The 22323-nt window shown below is 63.0% G+C and carries 17 protein-coding genes; 3 read left to right on the top strand and 14 right to left on the bottom strand.

What is annotated here, in order from left to right:
- Positions 1–74: 74 nt before the first annotated feature.
- The 3 genes from CSAL_RS01105 to gloA all read right to left on the bottom strand — a co-directional run bounded on the left by CSAL_RS01105 (position 75) and on the right by gloA (position 3508).
- Positions 75–1043, bottom strand: coding sequence for an ABC transporter substrate-binding protein (locus CSAL_RS01105; protein ID WP_011505529.1), 969 nt, complete (start codon positions 1041–1043; stop codon positions 75–77).
- 85 nt (positions 1044–1128) lie between these two features.
- Entirely contained in the window at positions 1129–2781 is a 1653-nt protein-coding gene (locus CSAL_RS01100) for an OpgD/OpgG family glucan biosynthesis protein (protein ID WP_011505528.1), read from the bottom strand.
- Between the two features lie 193 nt (positions 2782–2974).
- Positions 2975–3508: a lactoylglutathione lyase gene (gloA, locus tag CSAL_RS01095; protein ID WP_043557863.1), complete on the bottom strand. Its 534-nt coding sequence runs from the start codon at positions 3506–3508 to the stop codon at positions 2975–2977.
- A 205-nt stretch (positions 3509–3713) separates the two neighbouring features.
- Here gloA and CSAL_RS01090 point away from each other — a divergent pair, with 205 nt between their 5' ends.
- Genes CSAL_RS01090 through CSAL_RS01080 form a run of 3 tightly spaced genes read left to right on the top strand, consistent with a single transcriptional unit; the run spans position 3714 to position 6979 of the window.
- Complete coding sequence (locus tag CSAL_RS01090) at positions 3714–5813, top strand: FUSC family protein (protein WP_011505526.1); 2100 nt, start codon at positions 3714–3716, stop codon at positions 5811–5813.
- Positions 5803–6030: a DUF1656 domain-containing protein gene (locus CSAL_RS01085; RefSeq protein WP_035414941.1), complete on the top strand. Its 228-nt coding sequence runs from the start codon at positions 5803–5805 to the stop codon at positions 6028–6030. Before CSAL_RS01090 ends, CSAL_RS01085 begins: the two co-directional genes overlap by 11 nt.
- 4 nt (positions 6031–6034) lie before the next feature.
- Positions 6035–6979 (top strand): efflux RND transporter periplasmic adaptor subunit, encoded by a 945-nt coding sequence (locus CSAL_RS01080; RefSeq protein WP_011505525.1) that lies wholly within the window; start codon positions 6035–6037, stop codon positions 6977–6979.
- 21 nt (positions 6980–7000) lie between these two features.
- Here the strand turns inward: CSAL_RS01080 and CSAL_RS01075 are convergent, their stop codons facing one another.
- The 11 genes from CSAL_RS01075 to CSAL_RS01025 form a co-directional block, all read right to left on the bottom strand.
- The gene (locus tag CSAL_RS01075) at positions 7001–8764 is read right to left on the bottom strand and encodes an ABC transporter ATP-binding protein (protein ID WP_244846444.1); all 1764 of its coding nucleotides are present in this window, start codon (positions 8762–8764) and stop codon (positions 7001–7003) included.
- A gap of 7 nt (positions 8765–8771) precedes the next feature.
- Entirely contained in the window at positions 8772–9719 is a 948-nt protein-coding gene (locus CSAL_RS01070) for an acetamidase/formamidase family protein (RefSeq protein WP_011505523.1), read from the bottom strand.
- Positions 9719–11335: an ABC transporter substrate-binding protein gene (locus tag CSAL_RS01065; protein WP_011505522.1), complete on the bottom strand. Its 1617-nt coding sequence runs from the start codon at positions 11333–11335 to the stop codon at positions 9719–9721. The genes CSAL_RS01070 and CSAL_RS01065 overlap by 1 nt, the downstream gene beginning before the upstream one ends.
- A gap of 19 nt (positions 11336–11354) precedes the next feature.
- Positions 11355–12281, bottom strand: coding sequence for an ABC transporter permease (locus tag CSAL_RS01060; protein ID WP_011505521.1), 927 nt, complete (start codon positions 12279–12281; stop codon positions 11355–11357).
- On the bottom strand, positions 12281–13129 hold the full coding sequence (locus CSAL_RS01055; protein ID WP_011505520.1) for an ABC transporter permease: 849 nt from the start codon (positions 13127–13129) through the stop codon (positions 12281–12283). Before CSAL_RS01055 ends, CSAL_RS01060 begins: the two co-directional genes overlap by 1 nt.
- Positions 13126–13713: an ANTAR domain-containing response regulator gene (locus CSAL_RS01050; protein ID WP_011505519.1), complete on the bottom strand. Its 588-nt coding sequence runs from the start codon at positions 13711–13713 to the stop codon at positions 13126–13128. The genes CSAL_RS01055 and CSAL_RS01050 overlap by 4 nt, the downstream gene beginning before the upstream one ends.
- Positions 13710–14852, bottom strand: coding sequence for a transporter substrate-binding protein (locus tag CSAL_RS01045; protein WP_043557859.1), 1143 nt, complete (start codon positions 14850–14852; stop codon positions 13710–13712). The genes CSAL_RS01050 and CSAL_RS01045 overlap by 4 nt, the downstream gene beginning before the upstream one ends.
- A gap of 288 nt (positions 14853–15140) precedes the next feature.
- Positions 15141–16145 (bottom strand): DUF6708 domain-containing protein, encoded by a 1005-nt coding sequence (locus CSAL_RS17085; RefSeq protein ID WP_244846442.1) that lies wholly within the window; start codon positions 16143–16145, stop codon positions 15141–15143.
- Positions 16145–18808 (bottom strand): T6SS effector BTH_I2691 family protein, encoded by a 2664-nt coding sequence (locus CSAL_RS01035; protein WP_011505516.1) that lies wholly within the window; start codon positions 18806–18808, stop codon positions 16145–16147. The genes CSAL_RS17085 and CSAL_RS01035 overlap by 1 nt, the downstream gene beginning before the upstream one ends.
- Complete coding sequence (locus tag CSAL_RS01030) at positions 18801–19688, bottom strand: DUF4123 domain-containing protein (protein ID WP_011505515.1); 888 nt, start codon at positions 19686–19688, stop codon at positions 18801–18803. The genes CSAL_RS01035 and CSAL_RS01030 overlap by 8 nt, the downstream gene beginning before the upstream one ends.
- Positions 19685–22294: a type VI secretion system Vgr family protein gene (locus tag CSAL_RS01025; protein WP_011505514.1), complete on the bottom strand. Its 2610-nt coding sequence runs from the start codon at positions 22292–22294 to the stop codon at positions 19685–19687. Before CSAL_RS01025 ends, CSAL_RS01030 begins: the two co-directional genes overlap by 4 nt.
- Positions 22295–22323 lie beyond the last annotated feature (29 nt).

The following is a 22323-nucleotide window of genomic DNA, read 5'->3' as shown; positions in this document are numbered from 1 at the left end:
CGTCATCAGCAAGCGCCATCGAAAAGGGCGGTGCCTTGGCACCGCCCTTTTGCGTTGGCGCCGCGGGGAGCGGCCTACAGGTCGAACGCTTCTTTCACCACCGGCCAGGCAGGCTCGCCGTCACGCGTGGTGACGCCATCGACAAAGCCTTCCACCTTGTCGGCGTTGTCGCGCATCCAGGCGATGGCAGCTTCGTCCTTGGGCATCCCGTCCTGATCGTAGCGACGGATCATGTCGCTCTGGTCGTCGGCGGTGAAGTCCAGTTGATCGAGCAACCTGGTGGCATTGGGGTGCGTCTCGGAGAATGTCTTCGTGACCAGGGTGCGCACGTCGCTGCGACCGCCGTCCTCTCCCCACAAGTCCTCGGGGTCGTCGAGATAGGCGATGTCGTACTTGATGTTCATCCAGTGCGGCGTCCAGCCGGCGAAGACGATCCACTCCTGGTTGTCGATGGCACTGTCGGCGGCGCCGAGCATGCCCGGCGTGGATGTCTCGGAAAGCTCCCAGTCGCCCAGGCCGTAAGTATCGCTGGCGACGCCGGCATTGAGCTGCTCGCTCATGCCCGTGCCGGTCTCGATGGAGTAGACGGTACGCCCGAAACGCTCGGCGTTTTCCGGCGTGTCGAGATCCTCGGCGGAGGTGACGCCGGCATCGAAGACGTAGCTGGGCACCGCGAAGCCGATGCGCGCGCCATCGACGTTGTTGCCCAGATCGACCAGCTTGCCCTTTTCCAGGGCGGTGTCGTACATGCCCTGCTGGGCGGGCAGCCATCCGGCGAGGAAGGCGTCCAACTCGTTCTGGTTGAGCGCCTGGTAGGTGATGGTGGTGCCGAGCTGCTCCTGCTGCGGCGTATACCCCAGCGTATCGAGCAACTGCGCGGCGAGTTCGGTCTTGACCGTCACGCCCGGCCACGGTGGTACGGAAAAGCGCACGTCCGTCGTGTCGTCCTGCGCCTGCGCCATGCCCAGCGGCAGGCCGGCCAGGCAGGCACCAAGCAGCGCCGCCTTGGTGCCGCGCGCCAGCGGGTGGGATGCAGTCATCATGTCGATTCTCCTGTTTTGATGATTATTTATTGTCAGAGCACATCATGATAACACTGTTTTATAGAAAGGCAGTGACCGCCGGCTTTCAGTCATCGAGCGGATGCGGCGGATGCTCGCGCTGCTCCGGCGGTGGCGGAAAGTACTGATAGAGCCAGGTTTCGCTCAGGGGGTCGCCGTCGCCCTCCAGCACCATGCGCATGTCGATGGGATCGGTCGAGGCATCCGTGGGGTACCAGTCGAAAATGACGCGAATGCCTTCGAACTCCTCGACCTGAAAGATCTGGATATCGCTGGTCCTGCCCCCCGATATCTCCAACTGCGCCATGATCGGAGGACCGTTCTTGGCAATGTTCAGGATATCGCCGCCCACGTAGTCCACGGCGAAGCGCCGCGCCCACTCCTCGGGATAGTGCTCCCCCGGGGCCCAGCCTTCGGGAAAGGCGCCCATGCCGCTGCGCGTCTCGCGAATGCGTGCCAGGTCGGGCCGCACCGGCGGCAGTGCGCTCCAGTACTGGCGATACGCAAAGGTCAACGAATCGCCGGGCTCGACGGGCGCGGCGGGTTTCCAGAAGGCCACCACGTTGTCCATGGTTTCCCCGGTGGTGGGGATCTCCATCAGTTGGATCTCCCCCTTGCCCCAGTCGCTGCGCGGCTCGATCCACAGGCTGGGGCGTTCGTGATAATTGCCGATCACGTCTTCGTAGGCCTCGAAATCGCGCTCGGTCTGCAGCAACCCGAAGCCCTTGGGCGACTCATCGGCGAAGGCGTTGTACTGCAAGACCGGCGGATTGTTGAGCGGACGACACACCCACTCCCCGTTGCCCCGCCACATCGTGAGACGGTCGGAATCGTGAATCTGCGGATGAATGGTGTCGCACATGCGGCGCTGGTGGGTGCCACAGCTGAACATGCTGGTCATCGGAGCAATGCCCAGCTGCTTGATGGCCTCGCGAGGATACAGGTGCTTTTCGATATCCATCACCACCCGCGTCGGCTGGCAGTCGATCACGAAGCGGTAGGCGCCGGCCACCTTGGGCGAATCGAGCAGGGCATAGGCGGTGAAGGTGGTGCTGTCCGGGGCGGGGGTCTCCAGCCAGAAGCGCGTATAGGTGGGGAACTCCTCGTCTTCCGACTCGGCGAAGGTATTGACCGCCAGACCGCGTGCCGAGATGCCGTACTGATAGGTATCGTCCACCGCACGGAAGTAACTCGCGCCGAGAAAGGAGACGATATCGCGCTCGGTCAGCGAGGGTACCTTGAAGACCCGGAAACCGGCGAAGCCCAAGGTGTCCTCGCCCTCGAGCTGGGCGACATCGACGTTCGCACCGTCGTAGCGAAAGATGTCGGGGTCGAAGTGAATCTCGCGCGCCTGGTGCGAGTCCGGGTCGAGGGCGTACATGCGCACGGGTTGGTTGAAGCCCATGCCCACGTGGAAGAACTGCACGTCGAGCTTGCCATCCAGGTCATGCCACAGCGAGTGCCCGGCATCGTAGCCGATGGCGTTGTACTGCTGGGGCGTGAGAGACGCCAGGGTCTCGGGCAGCTCGCGCATGTTGTTGCGATACGGCGCATTGGCCATTTCCCGGGCCAGACGCTGCAACCAGTCGAAACTGAAACGTTGCGCCTCGCCGTCGGCGATGGCGGGCATCTGACGCGTCGCCGCCAGCAAGGGCGCGGCGGGCAGTCCATAAAAGGCCGCCAGGGCCAGTGAGCGCTTGAGCAGGGTTCTGCGGTCCATTATCGGGGGCCTTCCTCTACCAAAGTGGGCGTTTCCTTGCCACGTGCCTCTCTCTGACGTTATCCCACACCGACGGTTCCCGCATCATGTCTTGCTTGCGTACTTTCAACGTAACCGCGCACCTGGCGGACACGCACAAAAAACCCGGTGCCATGCGACACCGGGCGTTCGACGCTGGCCATGCGGCGCGCCGTTATTGGCCGAGCTCCCTGGAGCGTTCCGGCTGAACGACCTCGAGCCAGTAGCCGTCGGGGTCTTTGACGAACACCACGTCCTTCATCTTGCCCTCGTCGGGACGCTTCTTGAATTCGACCTGGTTGGCGTCGAACCACGCCACCGCAGCGGGCAGGTCCGGTACCGAGAAGCAGATATGCCCGAAGCCCTGGGGCTCGGCGTTACCGTCGTGGTAGGCGAAACCTTCCTGATCCTCGGTGCCCCAATTGTGGGTCAGCTCGAGGATGCCCTTTTGCGAAAAGGTATACACATTGCGCTCGGCGGTGTCTTCCGGCACGGCGTCGTTGTCGTCCACGTTGGCCAGGAAGTACAGCGAGAACTGCATCTCAGGGAAGTCGAGCTTACGCAGCACACGCATGCCGAAGACGCGCGAATAGAACGCCAGCGAGCGCTCGGGATCCTTCATGCGCAGCATGGTGTGGTTGAAACGAAACCCCTGGGTTTCGGCCGACGGCGTCTGCACGCCGGGATACTGTTCACCCTGGAAGCTCATGGCGTCCTCCTGATCGCGGGGATGTGAATCGGTGTCCGGTTGGGAGGGAAGATGAGGGCACTCGATGAAATTTCCAGGGGGCATCGGCTGGCGCGAGCCTGCAGCATTAGACAAATGTCCCACGGACTGGGATAATTCGCAGACTAATATTTATCTGGCTTTTTCTCTGATCGCCTCGGCCGTTCGACCGGGGCTGGATATCGTTATGCTGCGTATTTCCACCGATCACTGGCTGCTGGCGTTACGCACGGTACTGGCCGTCTGGCTGGCCCTGTTCCTGGCGTTGCGTCTGGACTTGTACCAGCCCGCCTGGGCCATCCTCGCGGTGATGATCGTCACCCTGCAGCCGGTGATGTTCACCGGCGGCACGCCGCCCATCGGCATCATCATCGGGCGCGGCGTGGCACGTTTCTTCGGCACCCTGTTCGGCGCCGTGGCCGGGCTGGTGCTGATCGCGTTCTTCGGCCAGCAGCCGATGTTGTACCTGCTGTTCTCCGGCGCCTGGCTGGCGTTCTGCATGTACTGGGTGATGCTCGAACAGGACGAATACCTGGGCTACGTGATGATGCTCAGCGGGTATACCGCCACGCTGGTGTCGTTGACCGCCCTCGGCACGGGGGTCGAGGACATCTGGACCATCGCGCTGGGACGCTTCACGGAAACCGCGCTGGGCATCGGCTGCGGCGTCTTGATGCATCTGCTCATCGCACCGCGTTTCGGGAGCCGGGCCCTCCCCGAGGCGCTCTCGGGGTTTCTGAAAAACGCCGCCGAGGAAACCCTCGCGGCTCTGGACAGCCCACGCCCCCGCGCGACGCAGGACGCACGTCTCAAGGCGCTGCTCGGCGACTATCAGCAGTTCGAGAAGCTACGCGGTCTCACCCACCTGGAAACCCGGCGCTTGAGTCGTTTCATTCCCGCGCTGGACCGCTTCGCCAGTGACAGCCTGGCGCTGATCACGGCCATCCGCGAACTGGAAACCGCCCTCGACTACCTGCGCGCCTGCGAGGACGGCGAGCACTGGCTGGCGCAATTGAACGCGCATGCCGCACCGCTGCTTGCCACCATCGCCGAACAGCCGGCCGGCGAGCCGCTGGAAAAACTGACGCTGCCGGATTTCGCGTGGGACCCGGAGCGCGTGAGCCCTCGCAGCCGGGTGCGCGCCGAACTGGCCCGCCAACGTCTCGGGGAAGTGCTCGGCCTGCTCCAGCACGGCCGGCGCCTGCGCCATGCACTGAACGCGCCGGCCTCGGCCCGGGTGCATGCCCTGCCCCGCGAAAAGCGTACCCGCACCACGCACAACGAGCACTTCGTGGCCCGTTACAACGCGCTGCGCGTGTTCGTCGCCTTCGAACTGCTGGGCCTGTTCTGGATACACAGCGGCTGGCACTCCGGGTATCTCGCCATGATGCTGCTGGGGGTGTTCACCATGCTGTTCGCCAAGGCGCCCAATCCCGCCGCCGTGGTCTATCAGTTTCTGTGGGGCACGCTCGCCGCCGTCACCCTGGGCGCGGTCTTGCTGTTTCTGGTCCTGCCGGTGATCAACGGGTTCCCATTGCTGGCCATCGCCATCGGCATACCGGTCATGGTCGGCACGCTTCTCACGCCGCGTCCGCGCTGGGCGGCCATGGGCCTCTCCGGAGCCATCACGCTGATGACGCTGCTGAACCTGCACAGCACCTACACCTTTTCGCCCACGACCTACATCAACGGCGGCCTCGCCTCGTTGATCGGTACCACCACGGCGATGTTCACCTATGCCCTGATGCGCCAGCGCTCGCCCGCCGAGCGCATACGCACCTTGCTCGGCGCCTACTGGCGAGGCGTGGCGCGCTTGATGTGCGAGCCCGCGTTGCCCAATCGGGCACGCCTGGAAAGCCGTCTCTACGATCGCCTGGGCCGCCTGGTGGCACTGGGCGGCACGGACGACACGCTGCGCGAGGCGCTCGACCTGCACGCCCTCGCCTTGTGCGTGTGGCGCATTCGGCGGCTGCGCGAAGAGCTCGCGCCGCACCGCCGGGAGCTCGAGGCCTGGCTGGACGATATCGGCCAGCGCCTGGTGGCGCGGCGACACCACTCGCCCGAGGTCTGGCACGAGCTTTCCAATCAGGCCCGTCAATGGGTCGACCGCTTTTATCACGAGCCCCGGCTCTCCGTCGCCACGGCGGGGGAAATCGCCATGCTGGGGCATCTCATGCGCGAGGCGCCCGGCGTGACGCTGGAGGCCCAGGCCGATGATGATGCCCCGACCGCCCCGCATGACCGCCGTACAACGCCGCCCCGACAGGAGACGCCGCATGTTCGCTGAATGGACGTTTCTCGGTTTTCTGATGCCGCCGCTGGCCGTTCCCGTCCTCGTCACGCTCGGCCTCTACCTGCTGCTGCGGCGCGTGTTCACGCGCCTGGGTGTCTATCACTGGTTCTGGCAGCCGGTGCTCGTGGACATCGCACTCTACGCCCTGTTGCTGTGGTCGGTACTCGCCCTCGCCGGTGCCTTGCCGATCGCCCACTCACAAGAAGGATGACGCCATGACGATCTCCTCGCGCGCACGCCGATACGTGCGCCCGCTGCTGACCCTGGCGATACTCGCGCTGGCCGTGATCGCCATCGCGCAGATCTGGAACCACTACATGCATGACCCCTGGACGCGCGATGGCCGCGTTCGGGCCGACATCATCAACCTCGGGACCGATGTCTCGGGCCTGGTCGAAAACCTTCAGGTCGAGGACAACGACTTCGTGCATGCCGGCGACGTGCTGTTCACCATCGACAAGCAGCGCTACGCGCTGGCGCTGTCCGAGGCCCGCGCCAACCTCAACAACCTCGAGCAGCAGCGCGCGGAGGCCAAGGCCGCCAACGCCCGTCGTCAGAAGCTCGGCGACTACGCCTCGCAGGAAGATCGCGACGACGCACGCTTCGCCTACTCCAGCGCTCAGGCTCAGGTCGAGCAGGCCGAGGTCGCGGTCGAGCAGGCCAAGCTCGACCTCGAACGCGCCACCGTGCGCGCCCCGGTCGACGGTTATGTCACCAACCTGCTGCTGCGACCCGGCGAGTACGTCTCGGCCGGCGAGGACGCCGTCACCCTGGTCGATGCCGGCAGCTTTCACGTGCTCGGCTATTTCGAGGAAACCAAGCTCGACGCCATCGACATCGGCGCCCCGGCGCGCATCCAGCTGCTCGCCAGCGACACGCCGCTCTGGGGGCACGTCGACAGCATCGCACGCGGCATTTCCGACAAGAGCCTCGACAGCCAAGGCACGGGGCTGGCGAACGTCAGCACCTCCTTCGACTGGGTCCGGCTCTCGCAGCGCATCCCCGTGCGCATCGCCCTCGACGACGTCCCCGAGGACATCGACCTCGCGGCCGGGCTCACCGCCACGGTCTATCTCAACGATACGCGCAGCGAACACCGGCAGGCTCCGGACTGGCAGCGCACCCTCACCCGCTGGTGGGAGTCGCTGGTCAGCATTTGAGGCCTGCTCGATCGGGCTTGCTCAGGCCAAGGCGACCCAGTGCCCCGTCTGTGGCTCGGCATAACGCAACGGGGGCAATTGGTAGCCATGCGGTTTGATGGGGTCGGGCGCTTCCGAGGCCTGAAGCAACGCGGCGAAGTCACGCTTGGCGTCCACATCGGGCATGGGAACGGCGGAGAGCAGGCGCCGGGTATAGGGGTGGCGCGGATCGTGCAGCACCTGCTGGCAACTGCCGATCTCGACGATCTGGCCAGCATACATGACCGCGACACGGTGGCTGATCTGCTCGATGACCGCCATGTCATGGGAAATGAACAGATAGCTCAGGTTCAAGCGTTGCTGCAGGTCCTCCAGCAGCGCCAATACCTGGGCCTGCACCGAGACGTCCAGCGCCGAGACAGCTTCGTCGGCGATGATCACCTTGGGATTGAGCGCCAACGCACGGGCGATGCAGATGCGCTGACGCTGCCCGCCGGAGAACTGGTGCGGATAACGCAGCGCCACCTCGGCCGGCAGTCCGACCTGCTCGAGCAGTTCGGCCACGCGGCGCCGGCGCTCTGCGGCGTCGGCCAGGCCGTGTACCAGCAGCGGCTCGCCGACCAGATCCCCCACACTCTTGCGCGCATTGAGCGCGGCAAAAGGGTCCTGAAAGATCATCTGGATGTCGCGGCGCACAGCCTTGAGCGCGGCGCCACGCAAGCCGTTGAGTTCGCGCCCTTCGAATCTGACGCTGCCCGTGTAGTCGAGCATGTTCATCAAGGCCTTGCCGGTGGTCGACTTGCCGCAGCCGCTCTCGCCGACGATGCCCAACGTTTCCCCGGCATGCAGCGTGAAGTTGACGTCTTCCACCGCGCAGACCTCACGGCGAGTCTCGAACGGCGACCGTCGCTTGACCGGGAAGCGCACCCGCAACCCTTCCACCGCCAGCATCGGGGCATGCGCCTCGCTGGCCAACGGCCTTACCGCGGCCGTGCCCAGGCGGGGAACCGCCGCCAGCAGTTTACGCGTGTACGCCGACCGCGGGTCGGTGAACAGCGTACGCGCCGAAGCGGACTCCTCGACGATGCCACGGTTCATGACCACCACTTCGTCGGCCATCTCGGCGACGACGCCCATGTCGTGGGTAATCATCAGCAGCGCGGTATCGAACTCGCGCTGCAGTTCACGCATCAGCTCGAGGATCTGTGCCTGAATCGTCACATCCAGCGCCGTGGTCGGCTCGTCGGCAATCAGCACCTTGGGATGACAGACCATCGCCATGGCGATCATCACCCGCTGACGCATGCCACCGGACAGCTCGTGCGGATGCTGCTTGAGCCGCTGCTCGACATGCGGCACCCGTACCGCATCGAGCATCTCGAGAGCGCGGCGACGGGCCTGCCCGCCTTCGGCCAGCTTGTGGCGGCGAATGGTCTCTTCCAGTTGCTGCCCGACCGTCATCAACGGATTGAGCGACGTCATCGGTTCCTGGAAGATCATCGCGATGTCGCGCCCGCGCAGGCGCTGCATGGCGCGCTCGGGCAACTCCAGAAGATCCCGCTCGCCATAGAGGATGGCGCCGCTCGGCAACCGCGCCACCTTGGGCAGCAGGCCCATGATCGCCAGCGAGGAGAGCGACTTGCCGCTTCCCGACTCACCGGCAATGCACAGCGTGCGACCGGCATGCAGGGTGAAGCTCAGGTCGTCGACCACGCGCTGCGTGTCGTGCTCATGCGAAATATCGATCGACAAGCGCTCGACGGAGAGGACACGCCGCTCGCTCGACTCCGACTGGGTCGTCATCATCGCCTCCTTACTCGAACACGATGCGTGGCACATAAAACGACACCACCCAGTTGGGCATGTCGACGATCTCGTTGATGCGCAGATCGCCGCACACCGAGCACAGCATATAAGCCTGCTCGGCCGGCATGTCGCGGGTCTTGATCAGCCACTCGATGGCACCGCTCAAGGCCTGGCGCGCGCCTTCCATCAGGTCTGGCCCGACGCCGGTGAAGACCTCGTAACCGGCACCGTCGAGATGGCGCGTCACCGGCCCCGGCGTGGAGAAGCGCGGCATCGCCAAGGGCGTCTGCTTGATCAGGTCGAGACGCAGGGAGACATCCATGGCGCTTTCCAGCGCCGTTCCACAGACCTCGCCATCGCCCTGGGCGGCATGGGTGTCGCCGATCGAGAATAGAGCACCGGCGACCTCAACCGGCAGATAGAGCGTACTGCCGGCGCCGATGTCGCGCACATCGAGATTGCCGCCCACGCGACGCGGTGGCACGATCGAGTGCGTGCCCGGCGCCGCCGGCGCGACGCCTAGCGTCCCGGCGAACGGCTTCAACGGCACCCGTGCGTGAGTGCCGAACGCGGCCGGTGTCATGGTATGCGTATCGTAGTGCCAAAGCGCCAGCGCGGGTGTTTCGAACTGATCGGCCAGCAGCCCGAAGCCGGGAATGTTGGCCGTCCAGCCGAAGCCGGACGGAGTGAAGTCGTCGATATGGACGACGAGGATATCTCCGGGCTCGGCGCCGTCCACGAAGATGGGGCCAGTCACCGGATTTATCCGGTCGAACGGCATGTCGGCCACTGCCGAGGCGTCCGAGGTCGGTGTGAAATGACCGCCTGAGGAGTCGTTGCAAGCGAATGTCAGCCGGGTCCCCGGCGCGACGTGCGCGGCCGGGGCGATGGCATTATCCCATCCCAGATGGCTGTGATGACCGTGAATGGTCTTGATCAATCCGTTGTCGCACATCACTTCACCCAGATGTAGTCGTAGTTGACGGGAACGTGGACCGGATCCACGTACAAGGCATCATCGCCACCCATGCGTGCCGAGTGCACGGTGAAGCGTTGCTCGTTGAAGATCGGCACCCAGGGCGCGTCATCCATCGCCGTGGTGAATATCTTGCCCCAGCGCTCGGCGCGTGCCTGCTGCTGGTCCGGTGCGACCATGGCGTCGGCAGCGTCAGCCTCGGCGTCCAGCTCTTCGTTGCAGTACCACGCCCAGTTCCAGCCGCCGGGCACTGCGCCCTCGCAACCCAGGATCGGTCCCCAGAAGTTGGAAGGGTCGGGGAAATCGGCGATCCACGCCATGCCGCCCGACCACACCATCGGCGCCTGCTCTTTGTCGCCACCCGCGGCGATCACGTTGGCCTGCGCCAGCGACTTGATTTCGGCACGTACGCCGATCTGCGCCAAGTCTTGCTGGATCGCCTGGGCGATACGCGGCTGTGGATCGGTGTTCATGACATAGATCTCGGTATCGAACCCATCGCCGTAGCCGGCTTCCTCGAGAAGCGCCTTGGCCTGAGCCACGTCATAGGGGTAGCCCTCGTACTCCTCGTCGTAGCCGGGCATCGCCGGCGGCAGCGGCTGATTGGCAGGAATCGCGCGACCATTGATGATGCGCACGATGCGCTCCTTGTTGATCGCCATGTTGATGGCACGACGCACCTCGACCTCATCCAGCGGAGGCATGGTGACGTTCATGGTCAAATAGCCGGTATGCAGTTGGTCGCCGATGACCATCAGATCCTTGAATTCGGGATCGTTTCGGAATTGCAGGAACTGCGCGGGCGGGATGCCGTCGCCAGCGATATCCACCTCTCCGCGCTGCAACCGCATCAGGGCCACGTTGGGTTCCTGGCCGATCTCGAAGTCGATGCGATCGAGATACGGAATACCGTCACGGTAGTAGTCGTCATTCTTGACGAAGGTCAGACGCTGGCCGAGCGCCCAGTCCTGCAACTCGAAGGCCCCCGTGCCCACCGGATGCTTGCCGAAATCGCGGCCCCATTTCTCGACCGACTCCTTGGGCACCACCGAGGCAAAGTTGAGGGCCATGATGTGCAGAAAAGCCGCATCCGGCGCCGACAGCTGGATCTTCACGGTGTAATCGTCGGGCGTGGTGATACCGCTCAACGCCATCGATTCGCCCGAGGCCACGGCATCGAAGCCCTCGATGGAGGAGAAGAAGCCGGCGCCGGGGCTCTGAGTCTCGGGGTTGACCGTCCGCTCCAGGGAGTACTTCACGTCGCTGGCAACCATTTCGCGGCCGTTGTGGAAGGTAACGCCTTCGCGCAGATGGAAGGTGTAGGTCAGGCCATTGTCGGAGATCTCGTAGTCCTTGGCGAGGTCCGTCTTCAGCTCTGTGGTACCCGGCTCGTAGTCTATCAGACCGTCGAACAGGCTCTTGATCATCGACCAGTTTTGCCAGTCGTAGCCGATCGCCGGGTCGAGCGTGGCCACGTCGTTCTGATAGGTGACCACGATGTCGCCGCCTTCCTGAGGTGTCTGTTGCGCCAGCGCCTGGCTCGAGATCGTCGCGCACAGAGCGGTGAGTGCGAAGCCTTTCAATTTGTTGTTCATGGCATTGTTCCCTTGAGGTTCAGGTTTGAGTGACGTCGATGCGCGGATCGACGAACAGCACGGCCAGATCGGCCACGAGATTGCCCAGCACGATGGCGACCGCCGAGAGCATGGTGACGCCCACGATGATCGGAATATCCACCTGCTGAATGGCCTGCCAGGCCAATTGCCCCAGGCCCGGCCAGCCGAACACCGACTCCACGACGACCAGCCCGCTCATGAAGATGCCGATGTCGATCCCGATCATGGGGATCACCGGCACGATGGCGTTGGGCAGCACGTGGCGCAGCAGAACGCGCACCCGCCCCAACCCCTTGGCGCGCGCGGTGCGAATGAAGTCCTGGTGCAGCACATCGATCATCGACGAGCGCACCATGCGTGAGTACCAGCCGCTGCCCAGCACACCGAGGGTGATGGCCGGCAACAGCAGGTGTTCGACGCCGCCGTATCCGCCCAATGGGAACCAGCCGAGATAGACCGCAAAGAAATACAGCGCCAGCATCGCGGCGATGAAATGCGGCGAGGAAACGCCGATGAACGAGAATGCCATCAGTACCTGGTCGAGCACCGAATTACGCTTGAGCGCCGCGACGATACCCAGCGTGATGCCGATCAGCAGCTCGAAGCCGATGCCGGCAGCCATCAGTTGCAGCGTCGGGCCCACCCGAGCGGCGAGTAGCGTCGAGACCTCCGAGCGCTGCACGTAGGATCGCCCCAGGTCACCCTGCAGCAAGTTGCCCAGATAGCGGACGTACTGTTCGTAGAAAGGCAGATCCAGCCCCAGTTGGTGACGGATGTTGGCCACTACCTCGGCGGTGGCGCTGCGGCCGGCAATCTGACGAGCAGGGTCGGCCGGAATCATGTAGAGCAGCAGGTAGGTGATGAAGGTCACACCCAGCAGGATGAGCAGCGAATAGGCGATGCGCTTGGCGATATACCAGACCATTAGCGTCTTCCTTTGAGTGTCGGGTCGAGCTCGTCGCGCAGCGCGTCGCCGACCAGATTGAAGCTCAGTGACAGCGCGATGATGGCGATGCCGGGAAACAGCACCAGCCACATGGCGGAAATGAAGTAGGTCTGGCTCTCGAAGATGATGTTGCCCCAGCTCGGCATGGGCGGCTGCACGCCGACTCCCAGGAAGGACAGCGTGGCTTCGAGCAGGACCGTGGTGGAGATGCCCAGAGTCGCCCAGACCAGGATGGTCGGCAGCAAATGCGGCAGGAGATGCGAGAACAGGATGCGCCGCGCGCTGACGCCGATGGTGCGCTCGACCGCGACGAAATCCTTCGACGACAGCGAGATGGTCTCCGAATAGATGACGCGCGCGATCTGTACCCAATTCACCATGGCGATGACCATCGCCACGATCCACAGGCTGGGCTGCAGGATCGCCGCTAGCGCGATGGCCAGCAACAAGGCCGGAAAGGCCATCATCAAATCGGTCAGGCGCATCAGGACCGACCCCAGCCAGCCGCGCACGAAGCCAGCAGTCACGCCTACCAGCGTGCCGATTACCACCGCGATGCCGTTGGAGACAATGCCAATGATCAAAGAAGTACGCGCGCCGTAGATGACCCGCGAAAGCAAATCGCGTCCCAGCAGATCCGTGCCCAGCCAGAACTCGCCCCCAGGCGGCAACGGCGCGCCTTCCAGCGACAGTCCCTCGAAGAACTGCTCGGCGGGGTCGTGCGGTGCCAGCCACGGGGCGAAGATCGCTGCCACGACCACGATCAGGATATAGATCAGGGCGATGGCCACGGCCTTGCGTTTGAGCAACGCCTTGAGAACCGTCATGACGGCCCTCCCTGACGCCGTGCAGGCGCCATCTGCGCCAGCAATCGCTCGCTGGCTTGCACCAGGGTGAGCTGGCGAGACATGGCATCGCTGCGCAAACGCTCGAAGGCCTGCGCTTCATCCAGATCCGAGCTGACCATGATGCGCGCCACGGCCCGAGCGATGAGGCCCTGATGGTCCAGCTGCACGGTCAACCGGTCATGTGCGGCTTCGAGCTCGGTGAGCCGTTCGCGCAATGTGCGCGCCATGGCCAGCGTGGTATAGACGGTATGCTGGGTGATGGGCTTGTTGAGAATCGCCGTGGCACCCAGCCGCCGCGCACGCTGGATCTGAGACAGCGTCTGGTGGTGAGTCATCGCCACGATCGGCAGGCCTGCCACGCGGGCCGCCTCGAGCAGACGCGGACTGGCGAAATGATCCAGCTCGACGATCACGCCATCGACGTTCGTCAGGGCGATCTCGGCATCTTCGATCACGGCCCAGCCGTGCAAGCCCAATCGTGCCAGACTCTTGTCGAGCATCGCCTGCGAGCGCGGTTCGCAATCCACCAGCAATAACCGGGGAGTCAAAGGTTCCGCGTTCATTTCACGACCCTCAAGTGGGGCGGCGTGGGCGCGGCACCGACCACGTCGCGGAACTGGGGGATACCGGTGCGGGTCAGGTAGGGGTCGGCGTCCCGCACGCCGCTTTCGCGATGCACGATGCGAAAGCCTTCGTCTCCCGCCTCGGCGATGCAGCACGGCAGTGCCAGATGATTATTGCGAGGGTTGAACGCCAACTCGCCCATCAAGGTGGAATGCGAGGTCGCATGCAGCCACGCCAGTACCTTCGAGGGGTCGTCGCTACCTACCGCATCGCAGCCCCGCGCCAGCAACTGAACGGCGTTGTAGGCGTTGGTGTAACAACTCGAATAGATCTGCGCGCCATGTCGGACGCGTTGGCGCGCACTGAAGCCGTTGCCGGGATGATCGAACCAAGGACCGCAAGACAACAGGCGTACATGCCGTAAACGAGGAATCGCCGGCAGCTCGCACTCGGTGAAATTGCAGCTGAGCACGGTGATGCCGGTGCCTTGGCGTTCGCAGGCGGCCTCGAGTTGGGCCAGGAAGGCATAGGAGGACTCGCCGACCAGGTTGTTGAGCACGAAGTCAGCAGCGCCTTCCAGAATCCGGGGAACGATGGCCTCGAAGTCGCAATCGCCGAAGTGGAAGTACTTTTCCGCCACGATACGGCCATGGGACGCTTCCACCAGTTCGCGGGCAATGCGGTTGCTCTCCCAGCCCCACACATAGTTGGAGCCGATCAGCACGCCGCGCTTGCCGCGCTCGCGCAGGGCATAGGCCAGCAATGGGACCAGATTCTGGCTCGGGCATCCGCCGGAATAGAGCACGTTCTCGCTGCACTCGAATCCCTCGTAGGGGCAGGCGTACCACAACAGGGCCTCGTCACGCTCGACATCCGGCACGATGTCCTTGCGGCTCGCCGATGTCGTGGTGCCCACCACGTGACGCACGCCCCGTGCCAACAAGTCCTCGACGCCCCGATGATAGGCTTCGAGCTCACCATGCGGATCGTACTCGTGCGCCACCAGCGTCACGCCAGACGTCGCGTCGGCGTTGATATCGGCGACCGCCTGCAAGGCGCCGCTACGTGCATTGTTGCTGATGCGTTGATAAGTGCCGGTCGTCGAATAGAGCAACCCGACAGCAATCTCAGGTTTCATAGCCAGCCCACAAAAAAAGCCTGAACGTCTCATGGGGCGTTCAGGCTTCGTTGCCGATGTCATTGGAGTTCATTCAAGGCTTACAGGAGCATTGGCCCAGGCTTGTGTCGAAAGACAAGGAAAAAGCGTGCCGCTCGCGATAAAACGTTGAAGCAACAAGGCACTACACGATGTTACAGCTGCACCCTGCACCCATTCTCTCTGCTATTACGCCGTTCGGCTCACCGGAACAGTGCGTCTACCGCATGCCTCGCACCAAAAGGGAGCGCATCATCGCCGAACACTCCCTCACACCGGCTCGGAGGCCGTGCTTTCCCGACGCAGCTGACGCGGCCAGTACACCGGCCAGCACAGCAGCAGTGAACACCAGTGCGCCACTGCATGAAGCAGCATGACCGGCGAGGCGATCAGCACCAGTGCGATCATGCGCGGGCTCCAGGGCGCGGCCGCCCACTTGTTCTCCAGAAAACTCCAGGGGGCCAGCAGCGAGCGCCACGGCCAGGGGAAGCTGGTAACGCACTTGGGTTTGGGGATGCTTTCCGGCCCCTCCTCCATGTAGCGGCGGATATACTCCCACAGCGCATAGAGTTCGTGATCGCTGCGCAACGGCGCCCCGAGAAAGACCACGTCGTGATACTCGGCACCGGTGCGCTGCTTGAAGAAGAACAGCATCAGGATCTCGCGCTTGCGCTTCTTGGTCACCACCTGATCGTCAGGGTCGACCGAGGCCACGACGTCGTCCCAGTCATAGACCTGATTGCCACCGGCGAAATTGGGGCGATTGATGTAGATCTTGCGCTTCTTGCGATTGAAACGAACCACGATATGGCGCTGGACCAGACACTCCATGCGGAATATCCAGAGGAGATACTTGATAAAAACAATCAAAAACCCAAGCCATGAACACCAAACAAGCCCAAGGAAAAAAAATTCGCCTGCAACTGCAGACTCACCGGAACCTAAACTTATTCCATTAAAAAAAACAGATAACGCAGGAAATAAGAAGAAAAAAGGTATACCTATCAACCCTATAAAGATAGGCGCCAACCCTAGAATCACCCCCCCCCTCCATTCATCGAAGAAAGTCCTGACATCCATATAGGTATCATTCATCTTGTAGATGGAGCGTGCATCGGATGGCGCGTCGCTGACCTGCCGTTCCTGCATGCCCCGATACTGCTTGCCGTATTTCTCGGTCGCCTTCTCGAACTGCTTCATATCACCCTCGAAGCCGGTGATATCCTTCTTGCTCGCCGTCAGGGTGCGGCGCATCAGCCACTCAACGAAATACATCAGGTCACGTCCTGTAAAGCCTGGTGGAAGGCGCCGACTTCTTCCGCATAGTCGGCGTAATGATCGGGCACGCTCTCGGTGGTAAAGACACAGCGCTTGCACCACGCCTCGAGCGCATCATCGCCGAAAATCCAGAACCCGATCGTCAGAATGATACCGGCCCAGGAGACTACGGCAAAACTGGCCATCAGCACGCCGCGAATGGCAGCCGACGCCAATGATCTAGCCAATGGGGCCAAGATAGAGGCCAGTCTACGTGCGAGGGCGGTTTTGCCCTGCTGTGATACCCGAGCCAGATAAGCTACCGACGATGCCAAAGTTATTGCCGTACCAAGTACAGCAATGCCAACGTTTGCAACAAACCTCACAAAATAAAAGGATGCCAAGGTATAATTTTGATTACTATACCTTTTTACCACCTCGCTAAAATCATCAATCGCTCCAAACAACGCCCCCACCGACGCCAGCATCCCCCCCCAGAACGAAAAACCGCCCAGACGGAATTGAGCGGCCTTGCCGACATCGGTCGCACGGTATTTGCCCATTACCATGACCATGTTGATGCTGGACGCTGCCGTATCCGCGATGGCGCTGGCCACGAGCACGAAGGCGCCCGCCATCTTGGTGTAATCGCGCGCATCCTTGTCTTGCTTGGAGAGCGTCTGATAGAGCGCATAGCTTTCGATGATCGCGACCGCCACGCCCAGCCGGAACTGCATGAATTGGCTGCCGTTGCCCTCCAGCGCCGTTTGCATATCGCGTGACAAGAAACGTTTGGCCTTGGCAAGCTCACGCGACGACCCCTTGCTGAACCAGCGGCGGTTGACGCCGATCTGCGCAGCATGCCGGGCAAGCTGCGCCCGCATCAACCCAAGGGAAATCCGCAGCGTGGTTCGGTCCATGGTCTCGCTGCGCGCCTTTTCGAAGAACCCCTTCATGAACTGGGTATACCACGCCATGGTGACGCCCAGTCTGTTGGTGCGGAACCATGAAGGCGACTCTCCCTCCAGCGCCGCGTTGGCCGTATTGAACGCCGTGGTGAGATGCTTGAACCCTTGCAGGATGTTCTGAGGTTCCGGCCCCATCCAACTGTCGTCGTCGGTGTCGGCGACACGCGTCTCCTTGGCACGGAACGCGTCGATATCCTGCTGCCCAGCACGGCGGATATCGTACTGATTGAGACAGTAGACCGCCCAGGCCAGATTCGAGCGATCATTCATGTTCATGTCACGCCACCACTGGTCCAGCAGCGCAGCGCCTTCTTCGGTGCCCTCCATGCCAACCGTGGCCTGCACGACCTGAATGCTGTAAGCCCAGCCCCAGATCGGGTCGCGAGAGTCGTAATAGTCCAAAGCATCGAGAAACGACGTGCTTTGCAGCCAGGCAAGATGATCCGACACTCTGTGGGCCATCAGGACTTCCTGGATCTGGGACTGCTTGGCCATGCTATCGTCGAAAGCCTTGCGTGCATTCTGATCCAGCAGCGGCGCATACTGGCTATCGTATTCCTGGCGAAACTCCTCGCCACGTTCCGCCGTGATTCGCTGGGAGCTCGATTCGAGAATCTCCGCCTGCCGCTCCTCGTACTCCTCGGCCAGCTCGTAGTCGCGTGCAGTCGGCTGACGGTTCCCACCAATCTCGGCCTCGCCGACGGCACGGACGTGCGGCAGATAACGATTGCCTACCTGGAGCCTGAACCGCCTGACGTCTCGTTGCGCCAGGCTATTGATTCGCCCTTCCACATAATTCTGGCGCAGATTGCGAATCAGCTCCGAGGTGTAGAAACGCTGCTCGTTGGAAAGCCCATCCTCATCCTCTTTTTCCATCCAGTCCTTGAGCGGTTCCAGCGCATCGTTGCGATGGTTGTTCAGTTCCTGGGTAATGCCGATGGGGTCGGCCAGTACGACCGCAAATCCCTGAAGCCCCTCCAGCGCACGTTGCAGACTTTCGAAGCGCGACCAGTACCTTTGTAAATCGGCAGGCTGAGCGTCTTCGTCGAACGGATCAGTCAACGACGGAAACGTCTGTTTCTGCAACAAATGACCGACGCTTTCATCTTGATAGCCGACGAACTCGGCAACCTCGGACTGCAACATCGTTGGCGGAATGACACTCTCTCCGCTGCAGCTGTGGGCCAGCTCGGCGATGGCGAAGCGCTGCAGGGACTCTCGCAGATGCGCGTTCGACTTGAGCCGTTCGAGCATTCGTACGCTCAGCGGGTCCGGCAGAAAGAGCATATACCCCTCTGATACGTCCTCCACGTCATTGATGGCAAAGTAAGATATGCCACCGCTTTCTTTCGTGGGCTCGTAAGGGTTGATGCGAGACAGTAGCGCGTCGGCGGAAACGTAGTAGCAATGCTCCCAGCGGTAGGTACCCAGCCGGTTGACCAGCACGTACAGGTAGCCCTCTCGCAGAAAGCGAGCCGTATACTTGGCTTGCGACAAGCCGATGTCCGACACCGGATCTCCCCGGTACTCAGGCACACTGCCCAAGGCGGCTCTATCTTCCTCCTCCGCGTAGATGGCGCTGTATCGCAACGGAAGAATGTTGATCGATTTCTTGCAGTCCACCGTGGTGCCGTCGTCATCGGTCTGCGGCAATGCCGACAGCCGGTCGCCCACGCTTTGCCCGATACTCAAGGGATCGAGAACACTACCCATGATGTGCCTCGCTGATGCTTTGTGAGCCCGTTGCCTTCAAGTGTTCCGCCAGAGAGCGCGATCCCGACAGGGAGAGTTCCACTGCCCGCGCGAATTCCGGTTCGCATGTCACTTCCATGCCATAAGCTACGCAGTAAGCGGCATATACGCTCAGATCCTGCGTGCTGCTCAATCCCGCTTCCCGTGCCCTTGAGATGGCTTTGTCCACGATCGCAAGCCGTATTCCTGAGCAGGCGACGTCAAACAGTGCCGGAGATAACGCCTCCAATTCCGCGAGAATTTGGTGGGCCAGGGGATCGCTGCCCAGGGCCTGCAGCAGCGCCGGCGTCAGAGCAATCGTGTCGTCGGTGTCGATGATGTCGCCTTGGTGGTGCCAGGTACCGGCGTACTCCTTCCAACCTTCCAGTCCGGGCAGCCACCAGAACGACAGGCTGCCGAAAAGTCGATCGTACCAAGACGTATCCGAGAAACGATGCAGGACAGGGAACACGTGGGGAGCGTAATAGCGCAGCAATTGCTCCTCTTCATTGGTGTCTTGCACGGCGCAGAGTTCTCCCAACTTCACCGCCTCTTGGGCCACCGGCTGATGGGTAATCAGCAGTCCATGAAAGCCGCGTTCTGCCATGGGATACAGCTCGGAAAGCAACGTCTCGATATCGCCACCGAACAACCAGGGGCCCAAGGGCTGAAGTACCTGGAACTGGGGCTGTTGCAGCCAGGGCTGCCCCGAGAAGCGCTTCCATAATGCGTTGCGTTCCTCTTCACTCAGCAGGCCAGTTTCAACGATGGCACATACTGATACCGAATCTCGCTCGCACTCCTCGAGCGCCAAGACATACCGGGAAATACGCGCCTTTAGCGCTTCATCACTTAGGCTCATGACTGCACCTTGACCAGCGCTCGCTGCTCTTTCAGTGCCTTTAGCCAACAGCTGACACAAATGGGGTCATCGGCCTCGGGCAATACCGGCTTATCCACATGCATCTCCGCCGGCCCACTGAAGTCCTGCGTCGCCCCCTTGACGGTGACCTTGCCGGGGGCGTGCAGCTCGATATTGCCGCCCTTGATGCGCACGTAAGCGCCGCCGCTGACCAGCAGAATCTCCTCGGCGGCGGAGAGATCGACCTTCTCGTCGGTGGAAGTAACGTTAAGGTTTTGGCGCGCGGTGGCCTCGAGGTTGTCCGACTGCGCCTGCATCTCCACCTTGCCCCGTGCCGCGAACAGCTTGATGCCGGCCTTCTGCACGAACAGCGAGAGCGTCTCGGAAATGGAGGCGACCAGGCTCTTGCCGGTGGCCACGTTGACGTCTTCGCCGCTGGAAACACTCAGCGACCGGCCCTGGGCCAAGTGGGTCGACTCCGGGGTGCTCAGCGTGATGCCGGCGGGTGAGGCCAGGTGCAGCCAGGGGGCTTTCATGCGTGCCGCTTCACCGCGGCCGCCGCTGTCGGTGGCGCCGCTAGCACTGGTTTGATCGGTGCTGGTCAGTTGCTCGCTGTTGCCGTAGCGGTCGTCGGCGTCCTCGCCCGCCTGCTTGAGGTGTGTACGGCTGTCGAGGGCCTCGGCGTTATGATCCTGGGCGCTTTGACTCAGCATGTCGCTGAGCTGGTAAGCGCTGTCGAGCTGCTGCTTGGCCGGGGTGAGGTCGAGCTGGTCACCGCTGGCGCCGAGCTGGCCCCAGCTGGTGAGATAGAGCCCCTGGTTGGCGCGGATGGCGCCATAGGCGTCGCTGCGCAGCTCGAACCCGGTGCCGCGGAAGGCGCCGCGGGTGTTGCCGGTCTGGTGGATCAGGTAGCCGAGGTTGAGCTGGCTCTTCTCGGCTTCGGAACTGAGACGAACGCGCTCCTGGTCGGTGGCGTCGTCGAAGACGAGTTCGTTGTACTTGCTGCCGCGATAGGTCTTGCTCTTGAAGCCCGAGAGCAGGCCGTGGCTGTGCCAGTCGGGGCTCTGCTCGCCGTTGTAGACCCGGCCGGTGATCAGCGGCCGGTCGGCGTCGCCCTCGAGGAAGTCGACGAGGACTTCCTGGCCGATGCGCGGCACGAACACGCCGCCCCAGCCGGCACCGGCGTTGGGCTGGGAGACCCGCAGCCAGACGCTGGAATTCTCGTCATGCTGGCCCTGGCGATCCCAGTGGAACTGCACCCGCACGCGGTTGAGGGGGTCGGTGTGGATCTCCTCGTTGGCGGGGCCGACCACGGTGGCGGTCTGGGGCCCGCCGATCACCGGGCGGCGATGGGTCAGCGGGTGGCGATAAGGCTGGCTGCGTCGCTGGGCCTCGAGATCGACCAGGAAGTGGCCGGTGCCGCCGGTGGCGTAATCCGATAGCCGCTCGCCGGTGGGATCGGCCGTCTCTCCCTCGAGACCGTGCGCCTGCTTGGCGGCGTCGAGCTGCGGCTGCAGGCTGCCGGGCAGCGCCTGGTGCTGGGTCGAGACCGGCAGCGCGTTCTCGGCGTGGACGGTGACGCCGAGCAGCAGGAACTGGCGTTCTTCCTCGCCGCCCCGGTCGTGCAGCGGGTGCTGGGTGAGCTCGAACCAGCGCCCGGCCTGGAGCTGGCGGGCACCGCCGCTGCCGCGAAAGCGCTTGGCCAGCGATTCATGGGCCTCGAGGCGGTTCTCGGTGAGGCGCTCGCCGCGCTCGAAGCCGTGGTAGTAGTACTCGCCGGCGTAGTCGTAGACCTCGGTCGGCGGCAGGTTACCCTGATCGCTGAGGGTCTCCAGTCCGGTGCGCTTGGTGAGCGAGGGCTGCTTGTAGTCGAAGGTGCCCACGCTGACCCGGGTGGGCTGCTGGGTGCGCACGCCGCCCCACTGGTTGAGGGCGTCCTCGGTCTCGGTGGCATCCTGACGATGAAAGCGAATCGCCTGGGGGCTGACGGGCTGGGTGGTATCGACATCGTCGGTAAAGACGATGCGGTGGCCGTCGAAGTCATCGTCATCGCCCGCGAATTCGGCGTAGTAGAAGAGGCCTTCTTCCTCGCAGAGGCGGCTGATGAAGTTCAGGTCACTCTCGCGGTACTGCACGCAGTAGCTGCGCGCGGGGTAGTCGCGGCGCAGGTCGAAGCGGTAGCGGCCCTTGGCCAGTGCATGCCCCTCGAATACCTGGGTGAGCACGTCGACGACGCTGCGATCCTGGAAGATGCGGCTGTCGCGGCCCAGCTCAAGCATCTTGAGCCACGGCACCAGGGTGAGCTGGTAATAGGTGACGCCGCCATCCTCGCCCAGCAGCGCGGCCTCGGAGACCAGCCCGTGCAGCGGGCGGTAGCTGCCGTCGGCCTGCAGGATCGAAAGCCGGGCCGGCTGGGCCAGCAATGTCTTGAGCTCGATGTCGCTGCGCTGGGAGATGCAGTCGAGGGTGTAGGTGAAGGGGGCGCTGACGCGGTCCTCGCCCACCAGGCGATGCGGCAGCAGCGCCGTCCCGGCGACCTCAAGGGTCAGCAACCGCTGCGATGACGACAAGTCGATATCGAAGGTGTCGAAGAACGAATCTGACATGGCATCGTCCCTGAATGGCATGGCACGAA

Origin of the sequence: Chromohalobacter israelensis DSM 3043, from assembly GCF_000055785.1 — a bacterium.
GTDB classification, from domain to species: domain Bacteria; phylum Pseudomonadota; class Gammaproteobacteria; order Pseudomonadales; family Halomonadaceae; genus Chromohalobacter; species Chromohalobacter israelensis.
Note: the sequence above shows the minus strand (reverse complement) of the source record. Positions and strands in the feature narration are given on the sequence as shown.